Source organism: Neisseria sp. N95_16, assembly GCF_002551535.2.
Lineage (GTDB): Bacteria > Pseudomonadota > Gammaproteobacteria > Burkholderiales > Neisseriaceae > Neisseria > Neisseria brasiliensis.
This window is the reverse complement of sequence record NZ_PDBT02000076.1, coordinates 1-10,895: the sequence shown is the minus strand read 5'-3', so window position 1 is coordinate 10,895 and position 10,895 is coordinate 1. Positions and strand designations below refer to the sequence as shown.

The window sequence follows — 10,895 nt, the reverse complement described above, 5'->3', positions numbered from 1 at the left end:
CCGCCGACCGAGAAAGACATTGGACTATGAGACACCGGGTGATCTGTTTTCAGCAGCCCTTGCCAATGGCATTTGAGCGTTGCACTTGAAATGCGAATGTAAGGGCCGTCTGAAACCTACTCACCACTTTCCTGCGGCTTATGCCCTTTGCGCTCTGCTTTTCTCGCTTCACGCATGGCCTTGAGCTCGGCTTCTTTTTGGCGGGCTTTTTTCAACCATACTTCCCATTGGTTTGGCGTTTCCAAGGTGATGCGGCCGATTTGGCCGTCGCGAAAATCAGTCAGGATATTTTCAGCGGCTTTTTGGTAATTGATGCGGCCGCCACCGAGTAAGGAACCGCGTTTTTTGGCAATCCATTCAAACCATGCCACATCGTCCCAATGGCTGCTTGGGTCTTTGTCGGCTTGGTAGCGTTCTTGCAAAAGCGGCAGGTAGTGGCGGCGCAGGTAGTCCAGCAATTCGAGCGCGACTTCTTCTTCATCCAAGGCATTGCGGCCAACGGCGCCACTGGCGGCCAAATTGTAGCCGGATTCTTCAACGATAATTTTAGGCCACAGCATACCGGGGGTATCGTATAACCAAAAATCATCGGCGAGAAACAGGCGTTGTTCGGCTTTGGTGATGCCGGGTTCGTTGCCGGTTTTGGCTGATTTTTTGCCGATCATGCCGTTGATTAAGGTGGACTTGCCGACATTGGGAATGCCACAAATCAATACACGCAAAGGTTTGTCGAGACCGCCACGGTTGGGCATCATTTTGCGGCATGCTTGGGTAATTTTGGCATGTGCACCTTTTTCAGATGAATCGAGTGCGATGGCTTGGGTGTCGGTCTGGCTGTTGTAGTGATTGAGCCAAACTTGTGTGCGCTCTGGGTCAGCAAGGTCTTGTTTGTTCAGGATTTTTAGTTTTGGCTTGCCGCGCGACAATTGCGCCAACAAAGGATTTTCGCTTGAAGCGGGCAAACGCGCGTCAAGCATTTCGATGACCATATCGACAGATTTGATGCGTTCGCCGATGGCTTTTTTGGCCTTGTTCATGTGGCCGGGGAACCATTGGATTGCCATGTTGTACTTTCTATAATAAGGTATTGTTTAAGGTGGCTGATTCAGCATGAAAGGCCGTCTGAAAAAGGATTTTAACCTTTTCAGACGGCCTTTGGTATGTTTCATACTTACATATTACCGGTAATGTAGCGGTAATAGCCGGCTTCATCCATACATTGTTCCAACGATTTCGGTTGCTTGCCTTGCTTGGCATCATGATTGGCTTGTGAAATACAGATACGCTGTTGGCGGGCAACATCGCTTTCGCTCATACCAGTTTGATGCCAACGGTATGGACTGACGGTGGTGTTACAGGCTGCCAACACTAACGCAACGCATAATGGGAACATGATTTTTGCAGTCATGATTGTGTCCTTTATATTGAGGCCGTCTGAAAATCAATGGCCGGCAAGGTTTTGCGCTTGGCGGTGGCGCACCATTAATTCGTATTTTCCAGCCAGACGATCGGCCAGTTTCTCCACCACATACACAGAACGGTGTTGGCCACCGGTACAGCCGATGCCAATCGTCACATAGCTGCGACTTTCCTGCTGCATACGCGGCAACCAGCGGTTAATGAACTGATCGATGTCGTTGACCATTTCTTGCGCCAGCGGCTGCTGGTCAAGATACTCTTGAATTTCTTTATCCATACCATTAAACGGGCGCAATTCCGGATCATAATAAGGATTGGGCAGACTGCGCATATCGAACATAAAATCAGCATTGTTCGGCACACCATATTTGAAACCGAACGATTCCAAAATCACCAACAAACCGTGACGCTCAATGTTGAGCCATTGTTGCACCGCATAACGCAATTGCTGGGCGTTCATTTTCGATGTATCAATGCAATAGGCCATCTGGCGCAACGGAAACAACCATGTGCGTTCTTCACGCAGGCTTTCAAGCAAAGTTAAATTGTGGCCGGATAATGGGTGACCGCGGCGGGTTTCGGAAAAGCGGCGCACCAATACACTCTCCTCCGCCTCGATAAACAACACTTCAACCTGATGGCCTTGTTCGCGTAAATATTGGATTTTCTCTTCGGCTTGATCGATGTCGATTTTGGAACGGATATCAACGCTCACGCCCAAGCTGTCTACTTCATCACGCGTAACATGATACAACACCAATGAAGGCAGCAACTCTAGAGGCAAATTGTCAACACAGTAATAACCTAAGTCTTCCAGCTGTTTGAGGGCAACAGATTTCCCCGAACCGGAAAGGCCGCTAATTAATACTATTTTCATGGCTTTGCTCGTTCTCTTTCAGCAGTGTTTGATGGCGTTCTAAAAATTCTCGCGTGCTGTCTTTTCCGCGCAACTGCAAAATATAATTGCGCACAGCAGCTTCAACCAATACCGACAAGTTTCGGCCAACTGCCACAGGCAGCATGACCGAGCGGACATTGACGTTGAGAATAGATTCGGTTTCGGTACGAATACTCAAGCGGTCAAGCTGCTTCATGTATTCGTCGTCGGCCGGAATGAGGTTAATGATTAATTGTAGGATTTTTTTCGGGCGGATTGAGGTTTCACCGAAAATATGGCGGATATTCAACACACCCAAACCGCGCACTTCCAAAAAGTCGCGCAACATTGGCGGGCAGCGGCCTTCCAATACTTCAGGGCCGGTGCGGAACAATTCGACGGCGTCGTCGGCAATCAGGCTGTGGCCGCGTGAAATCAGTTCCAAAGCCAATTCGCTTTTACCCAAGCCGGAATGGCCGGTAATCAACACGCCGATTTCAAATACATCCAAAAATACACCGTGTTTCGTGACCGATGTGGCCAGCGTGCGTTGCAGATAAATCCGCAACACGTCCATTAAATATGGGCTTTCCAGCTTGGATGTCAGCAGCGGAATGCTGTTGGTGTGGCAATAATCGCGCAATTTCGACGACACGGGCAAGCCGTTGGCCACAATCACCAAAGCCATAGGAATATCGAATAATTCGCCGAAATCGTAGTTGAGCTCGCCCGATTCCAAGCGGCTCAGATATTCGGCTTCCGCCACGCCAACCACTTGAATCTGATTGGGGTGGATAAAATTCAAATGGCCGACCAGCGCCAAAACGGGCTTGTCGGCCTCAACACCGATGCGGTTATCCGCGCCTGAATTACCTGCGGCCCAAGCCAATTGCAGCTTATGCTGATTATCGGAATACAGACGGCGGACGGATATACTCGGCATAAGTTACTCTTCAGTTAATAATTTTTGCACTTCTTCGGCGGTCGAAGCAGTCATCAAGGCTTCGCGCACGGCTTTTTGGGAGAACTTGCCGGCCAGTTTCGACAACACTTCCAAATGCTCACCGGTAGCGTTTTCCGGCACCAGCAACACAAACACCAGCGAAACCGGCTTACCATCGGGTGCATCAAAGGAAATCGGCTCTTTGGTGCGGATAAATGCGCCTACCGCTTTTTGCACGCAAGCATCGCGGCCATGCGGAATCGCCACACCCTGCCCCAAACCGGTGGTGCCTAATTTTTCGCGGGCAAACAGGCATTCAAACACATCTGCGCGCGGCAGCCCTGCTTCGTTTTCCAACAACAAACCAGCTTGCTCAAACAAGCGCTTTTTGCTGCTGACTTCCACATCCAATTCAATATGGGACAACGGTAGAATTTCGCCAATCAGGCTCATAGGAATCTCTTTTAAGAGGTAGCAAAACAAGATGGAATTGTACCGACAGTCGGCACAAATCTCAATCCTAAGCGTACAATTTATATTAAAAGCCTTACGCTTTCAGACGGCATTTTAATGATTCTTAACATCGCCATCTTGCTCTACATTCATCTTAAATCATTAAAATGAAAGAATTATTTAAACATTTAATCCATAGGTATATTATTGCTTTGCGCTATTTCTCAAACTGAAAATAATCGTTTTTTTTAAATTCGGTTAACCCGTTTTTGCCGCACGCCATCAGCACCCATAAAAAATACCCGCCTTAGTGACGGGTATTTTTCAGACGGCCTTTCAGCCATTTTTGCTTAAACCAATTTCCACAAATAATGGCCGACCAAACCTAAAAACCAAGCCAAGCCTATGCGGTTGTTTTCCAAAAAAGTGCGGAAACACACTTGGCGGTCGCGCGTTTTAATCGCATGGTATTGATTAATCTGCCACCACACCGTCACCGGCAACATCAGCCAATAAGGCCATGTGGCACCGATTTGCAAACCCAACACCACCATCAGCGCAGTAAACCAAAAATGGCACAACATCACCGCCGCAATATCATGCTGACCAAACGTCACGGCCGATGTTTTGATGCCGATTTTCAAATCGTCTTCCTTATCAGCCATGGCGTAAATCGTATCGTAAGCCAGCGTCCATAAAGCATTGGCGACAAAAATCAGCCATGCAATCGGCGGCACATTATTGGTGATCGCAGCAAACGCCATCGGGATACCGAATGAAAATGCCAAGCCCAAATAAAATTGCGGAATCGGGAAAAAACGCTTGGTAAACGGATAAGTCATCGCCAAAAACAAGGCCGGCAAGCTCATCAGCCAAGTCAGCATGTTCATTGGCACCAAACACATCGCCGCCAGCAAACACAAAATCAAGGTCAGCAGCAAGGCTTCGGCTTTGGTGACTTGTCCACGGGCAAACGGGCGGTTTTTCGTGCGCTCAACCGCGCCGTCAAAATTACGGTCGGCATAATCATTAATCACGCAACCGGCGCTGCGCATTAAAAACGTGCCGATGGTAAAGGCGAAAAAAATGGTATGGCCGGGATGGCCTTCAGCGGCCACCCACATGGCCCAATAAGTCGGCCACAGCAATAGTAAAGTGCCAATGGGCTTTTCCACGCGCATCAGCCGCGCGTAAATTAAAATGCGCCCAACGGCATAACGCGGTAAAAAGCGCAGGAGTAATCGTCTAATGTTCATGTGTGAATGGGAAATCAAGAAATCATGACAAACGGAATATTATGTTTTCAAACACGTTTTATTTGACATTATAGTCTAAACCGCGTGGCATTGTCCGTTTTTGCGATGGCGATATCATCATTTTTTACTTTTGGTTACAAAGAAACGGTGTTTGAAACCGATATAAAAAGGCCGTCTGAACATTCAGACGGCCTCTCTCATATCAAAATTACAATTCAATACCTTTTAATGTCGCCACGGTATTGATGTCTTTGTCGCCACGGCCGGACAAGTTCATTAAAATCACTTGGTCTTTGCCCATTTTCGGCGCATTTTCTACCGCCCAAGCCAGAGCATGGCTGGATTCCAAAGCCGGAATAACGCCTTCAAATTGACACAATAAATCAAACGCATTCAGAGCCGCTTCGTCATTGGCAACGGTGTATTCTACGCGGCCAATGTCGTGTAAGTGGCTGTGTTCGGGGCCGATGCCCGGATAATCCAAACCGGCCGATACCGAATGTGTGCCCAAAATTTGGCCGTCTTCATCTTGCATCAAATAGCTGCGAAAACCGTGCAACACGCCAATCGGTGCGCGTGAAGTAATCGGCGCGGCGTGTTCCGGTGTATCCACACCATGACCGCCCGCTTCCACGCCCACCAAGCGCACGTTTTCTTCACTGATATACGGGTAAAACAAACCAATCGCATTCGAGCCACCGCCCACGCAGGCCACGGCAACATCAGGTTGTCGGCCGATGGCTTCCTGCATTTGCTTTTTGGCTTCGTTGCCGATGACGCATTGGAAATCGCGCACCATTTCAGGATAAGGCGCAGGGCCGGCGGCAGTGCCGATGATGTAGAAAGTATCGTCCACACGAGCCACCCATTCGCGCATGGCTTCGCTCATCGCGTCTTTCAGCGTGCGGCTGCCGCTTTCCACGCCGACCACATTCGCACCCAATAATTTCATGCGGAACACGTTCGGCATTTGGCGCTGAATATCGTCCGCACCCATATACACATCGCAAGCCATGCCCAAACGCGCAGCTACCGTAGCCGAAGCCACGCCGTGCTGACCAGCGCCGGTTTCCGCAATTACGCGTTTTTTGCCCATGCGCTTGGCCAACAGCGCCTGACCAATGGTGTTGTTTACTTTATGTGCGCCAGTGTGGTTTAAGTCTTCGCGTTTCAACCAAATCTGCGCACCGCCCAAATGCTCGCTCAAACGCTCGGCATGGTAAACCGGGCTTGGGCGGCCGACATAATGTTTCAAATCATGCTCGAATGCCGCCCAAAAATCAGGATCCTGCTTCGCTTCGGCGTAAGCCTGTTTCAATTCTTCCAACGCGGGAATCAGCGTTTCTGAAACATACAGGCCGCCGTGTTCGCCGAAAAAGCCCTGTTGGTCGGGTGCTTGATAATTTTGCATGAATGAATTCCTCTGTGGGGGTTCAGACGGCCTGATGGATATTTAGGCCGTCTGAAAACAATAATTCTAATGAATGCCGATTATACACATATTTTTCGTGTGAACGCGCTTATCCGCGTGCAAAAATCCTTGTTTTTTCAGACGGCCTACAATAAGCCTGCAAACTCAAAAAACGCCCGATACGCCGCCGTTTTCTTGTCAAAACTCAAAGGATACGCGCGTGAAGTGGACGGCAAACGTGTCAGCGTCAAGGCGCGGCCTTGGTACACATAATCGATGGTTTCACCCGTTTTCGGTAACGCGGTTTTCTCGGGCAGCAATCCGAGCAACACTTCCGTGGCCTTACCGCCGGTGGTAGACACATGCCTGCAATGCGGCAGCTTGTGCAACACCGCCGCCAAATCCACCTCCTCGACCACTTTCAAAAACTTATCCGAAGCGTTGTTCTGCTCGCGCACGGCTTTCCACACCGTCGGGCAAGAGGCAATGCCGCGCTCATGCAAAAAAGCGATAATCTTTTCCGCGTCAAACGCTTTTTCAGACGGCCTTTGGAAATGCGTTTTGTCGCCGAAAAACACTTCGCCGTAAATGCGCCACATATCATTCTGAAAATTTGGATAATGAAACTGCATGGCGCGTTTGTCGTCTTTGGGCGGGAACGTGCCCATCATCATCGCTGTGGCATTGGGCGGCAGAATCGGCGGAAAAGGATGGGTTTCCACGATGGGTTCGCTGCTCATCGCTGTGCCCCCGCTTTCGCTACGGCTTGTAAAAATGCTGCCATTTTTTGCGCATCTTTAATACCGCTGCTGCTTTCCACCCCGCCGGACACGTCCACCGCCGTCGCACCGCTGATGCGTACCGCTTCGGCCACATTGCCTGCATTTAAGCCGCCTGCCAACACCCACGGTTTGTCGCGGTAATCGGCGAGCAGTTTCCAATCAAACTGCAAACCCGTGCCACCGTATTCATCGGGGTGATACGCGTCAAACAACACCGCGCGGGCATGGGGAAATTTGCTTGAGGCCGTCTGAATGTCTGCCGAGCTTTGCACGCGCACCGCTTTCAGATATGGGCGGTCAAACTGGCGGCAGAATTCATCGTCTTCATCGCCGTGAAACTGAATCACATCAATCGGCACTTGGCGCAGCGTTTCGCGGATTTGCTCGGCTGTTTCATTGACAAACAGCGCCACCACCGTCACAAACGGCGGCAAAGCGGCCACAATCGCCTGCGCCTGTTGAGTGTCTACCGCGCGTTTGCTCTTGGCAAAAAACACCAGCCCGACAGCATCCACCCCCAATTGCGCCGCGGCTCGGGCATCTTCAGGGCGGGTAAAACCGCAGATTTTGGTTCGGATTCGGGTCATGTGTGTTCCTTAGATTCAGCGTTTCAGACGGCCTATTATAAAGCAAAGGCCGTCTGAAAAATAAGCGCTTTTGCGGCAGCGCAATCAACAAAGCGCATTTCCGCATTACAATACACTTTTTATTCAGACGGCCTCATCATGAATTACCTTGCTTGGAACGGCATTCCCTCGCTCGCCGAACTCGTGCATACGCTTGCTCACCATGCCAAACCGCTTTATTGGGTGGTGTGCCTGCCTGCACGGGAAATGCCAGTATTCAGACCGTCTGAAAACCCTTGTGCCTTAGAGCAAACTTTAGCTGAAGCCATTGCGCGCAAAATCGGCTGCCTGCAATTCAATGCCGTGAATGTGTTAGCCAACGTGTTGCCCGATGTGCATTTATGGCTGGTGCCGTCTGAACATGCTGCGGATATTCAAACGCATTTTCCGCATGCCTTGCAATGGCAAACCGTGCCCGTCACGCAACGCGAAACCACAGTCAAACCGTGGTTCCGCCCGACGGAAAACCAAGCCAAACCCACCAGCGCCATCGTCATCGGTGCAGGCATCGCCGGAGCAGCCACCGCGCAGGAATTGGCCGAACACGGCGTGCGCGTGACCGTGCTTGAAGCCAAGCATATTGCCAGCGCTGGTTCGGGCAACCGCCAAGGTTTGCTGTATGCCAAAATCTCGCCGCACCCAACCGAGCAAACCGAATTGCTGCTGGCGGGCTATGGCTACACGCGGCGGCTGTTGGCCGATTTACTGCCCGAGCAACACGCTTGGGGCGGCAATGGCGTGTTGCACGTCAATTTCAACGAAGCCGAGCGCAAACGCAATCAGGCATTAGGTTTGCAGCACCATCATGCGCATTTATACCGCACCGTTTCCCAGCAAGAAGCGGCAGAAATCGCGGAGATCAATATTGGTTCAGACGGCCTCTATTGGCCGCATGGTGTGTGGCTCAATCCGCCTGCTTTGGTGCGCGCTTTATTGAATCACCCCTTGATTGATGTGCAAGAACACGCGCCGCTGCTTTCCGCCGAATTTGATGGCACGGCTTGGACGGCGCACACCACGCAAGGCAGTTTCACCGCCGAACACCTGATTTATTGCATGGGCGCGCACAGCCCCAACTCACCCGAGCGCAACGTGTCCGCGCTGCCGTTTCGCCAAATCCGCGGCCAAACCGGTGTTGCTACAGCAAGCGCGTTGTCGGCCAAACTGAGTTGCGCGGTATCGGGCGAAAGCTACATCAGCCCGAGCTGGCAGGGGCAACACTGCTACGGTGCGACATTTGTGTTAAACAGCAGCGACGAAGCATGGCACCAACACGAAGAATCGGCAAACCGAGCCGCTTTGCATGATTTACAGCCTGCTTTTGCCGATTCGCTGTTTTCAGACGGCCTCAATCCTTTGACCGAAGCCCACGGCCATGCCGCTTTGCGCTGCGACAGCTTGGACCATCTGCCGATGGTGGGTGCGGTGGGCGACATTGCCGCCATGCAGGGCGTATACGCCAAGCTGGCTTTGGACAAACATTACCGCCTGACTGCCCCCTGCCCTTACCTGCCCAACGTCTGGCTCAACACCGCCCACGGCACGCGCGGTTTGGCGACGGCACCGATTTGCGCCGCATCGTTGGTGGCGGAAATCTTAAACCTGCCGCAACCTTTGTCGCCACGCCTGAAAGCCGCGCTGCATCCCAACCGCGCTGTGATTCGGGCGATTGTGCGCCATCAGTCGTTGCTTTGAATACCGACCTACACTTTCTTGAATTCATTAATTTTCAGCAATCTATAATCCGTCATTCCCGCGTAGGCGGGAATCCAGAACGTTGAATTGTGGTCACTTTTTATGTTTCTGAAGCAGATGAATCTGGATTCCCGCCTACGCGGGAATGACGGCCTTAGTATTCTTGATTCAAATGTGTTTTATAGAGGTATCAGGCCGTCTGAAACCTTTTGTCTCCATCCCACAACTCACCCCCCCCTGATACTCGCGCCTGACACTATGCATAAAGAAAGCATGACAAATCAGTGGTTTTCTCTCAAAATCAATATTTTTCAGACGGCCTGGGAAACCTTTACGCATAAAATCAGGTCTGAGAACAAGTCTGGCAACGAAATAAGCATCACATTATCGGGCAGATTGATTTAAAATATTCCAAATAATTATTCATATCTTAAAAATCATGCGTTATTACGGCACTATTGTCCGTTGGAACGAAAGCCGTCGCTTCGGTGCAATACGGGAGGAAAGCACCGAAAACGAAATTTTTGTCGCGCTTTCTACGTTCAACGGCCACACCGAAGGCCCTTTTGAAGGCCAACGGGTTTCCTTTTATCTCGCCAAAGGCCGGCAAGGCCGCAGCGAGGCTCAAGATGTCCGCTTTATCGATGACTTTGACGACGAAGCCGAATCACCATCCCATGCAGCCTACCGCAAACAAGGCGGTAGCCCTTCGCGTGCAGGCGGTGTGTTGCTGGCGATTTTATTGGGCGCGGCACTGCTTGGCGGCGCTTGGTACGGCTGGCAGGCTTGGCAAGATCACCGCGCGCAAACGGTTCACACCACCACGCCGCCCGATTCTATGGTTGCCACCATTGCGGCGCAGATGGAAGCCGAGCGTAAAGCATGGAATCAGGCCGTCAAATCCCCCGCTTCGGCAAAGCCGTCAGCCAAATTCAGTTGCGACGGGCGGCAATATTGTTCGCAAATGAACTCGCGTGAAGAAGCTGAATTTTTTATCCGACATTGCCCGAACACCAAAATGGACAGCGACAACGACGGCATTCCGTGCGAAAACGACAGCCGCTGGTAGCCTGAAGCCTTTCCCAAAACCAAATCTGTATATTGCTAGAAACAAGCACAACGCAAGTCAAAGAAATGTCCCAAATGGCGATTTTGCGCGCTATTAAAAGGCCGTCTGAAAAAATAATCCTTTTCAGACGGCCTTACATTCGCATTTCAAGTGCAACGCTCAAATGCCATTGGCAAGGGCTGCTGAAAACAGATCACCCGGTGTCTCATAGTCCAATGTCTTTCTCGGTCGGCGGTTAAGGGCCTCCTCAACCGCTTTAATCTTTTGGGTATACGGATTTAATGGTTGATGGGTCACCTTCACCCCATCAATCTGATACCACCCTCAGATGGTTGATAGATCGACTCCGTAGTTGAGTTCCTCT

General features: G+C 50.9%; 11 protein-coding genes. 2 read left to right on the top strand and 9 right to left on the bottom strand.

The features are described from left to right. Positions 1-116: 116 nt before the first annotated feature. The 9 genes from ylqF to CRG49_RS10750 all read right to left on the bottom strand — a co-directional run bounded on the left by ylqF (position 117) and on the right by CRG49_RS10750 (position 7,728). Positions 117-1,064: a ribosome biogenesis GTPase YlqF gene (gene ylqF / locus CRG49_RS10790; RefSeq protein WP_095503737.1), complete on the bottom strand. Its 948-nt coding sequence runs from the start codon at positions 1,062-1,064 to the stop codon at positions 117-119. A 107-nt stretch (positions 1,065-1,171) separates the two neighbouring features. Further along, complete coding sequence (locus CRG49_RS10785; protein ID WP_229436868.1) at positions 1,172-1,408, bottom strand: protocatechuate 3,4-dioxygenase; 237 nt, start codon at positions 1,406-1,408, stop codon at positions 1,172-1,174. Positions 1,409-1,441: 33 nt separating this feature from the next. After that, positions 1,442-2,296, bottom strand: coding sequence for an RNase adapter RapZ (rapZ, locus tag CRG49_RS10780; protein ID WP_095503736.1), 855 nt, complete (start codon positions 2,294-2,296; stop codon positions 1,442-1,444). After that, the gene (hprK, locus tag CRG49_RS10775; RefSeq protein ID WP_095503735.1) at positions 2,277-3,239 is read right to left on the bottom strand and encodes an HPr(Ser) kinase/phosphatase; all 963 of its coding nucleotides are present in this window, start codon (positions 3,237-3,239) and stop codon (positions 2,277-2,279) included. Before hprK ends, rapZ begins: the two co-directional genes overlap by 20 nt. Before the next feature lie 3 nt (positions 3,240-3,242). Then, a complete protein-coding gene (gene ptsN / locus CRG49_RS10770; RefSeq protein WP_095503734.1) occupies positions 3,243-3,692 on the bottom strand; it encodes a PTS IIA-like nitrogen regulatory protein PtsN in 450 nt (149 codons plus the stop codon). 350 nt (positions 3,693-4,042) lie between these two features. Beyond that, positions 4,043-4,948 (bottom strand): 4-hydroxybenzoate octaprenyltransferase, encoded by a 906-nt coding sequence (gene ubiA, locus CRG49_RS10765; protein ID WP_095503733.1) that lies wholly within the window; start codon positions 4,946-4,948, stop codon positions 4,043-4,045. A gap of 208 nt (positions 4,949-5,156) precedes the next feature. Beyond that, complete coding sequence (gene trpB / locus CRG49_RS10760) at positions 5,157-6,359, bottom strand: tryptophan synthase subunit beta (protein WP_095503732.1); 1,203 nt, start codon at positions 6,357-6,359, stop codon at positions 5,157-5,159. Between the two features lie 146 nt (positions 6,360-6,505). Further along, entirely contained in the window at positions 6,506-7,099 is a 594-nt protein-coding gene (locus CRG49_RS10755) for a DNA glycosylase (protein WP_095503731.1), read from the bottom strand. Then, positions 7,096-7,728, bottom strand: a complete 633-nt coding sequence (locus tag CRG49_RS10750) for a phosphoribosylanthranilate isomerase (RefSeq protein ID WP_095503730.1) — start codon at positions 7,726-7,728, stop codon at positions 7,096-7,098. Before CRG49_RS10750 ends, CRG49_RS10755 begins: the two co-directional genes overlap by 4 nt. A gap of 138 nt (positions 7,729-7,866) precedes the next feature. Here CRG49_RS10750 and mnmC point away from each other — a divergent pair, with 138 nt between their 5' ends. Together mnmC and CRG49_RS10735 are read left to right on the top strand one after the other, a co-directional pair. Further along, entirely contained in the window at positions 7,867-9,462 is a 1,596-nt protein-coding gene (gene mnmC / locus CRG49_RS10745) for an FAD-dependent 5-carboxymethylaminomethyl-2-thiouridine(34) oxidoreductase MnmC (RefSeq protein ID WP_095503729.1), read from the top strand. 439 nt (positions 9,463-9,901) lie between these two features. Then, a complete protein-coding gene (locus CRG49_RS10735; RefSeq protein ID WP_095503727.1) occupies positions 9,902-10,531 on the top strand; it encodes an excalibur calcium-binding domain-containing protein in 630 nt (209 codons plus the stop codon). Positions 10,532-10,895 lie beyond the last annotated feature (364 nt).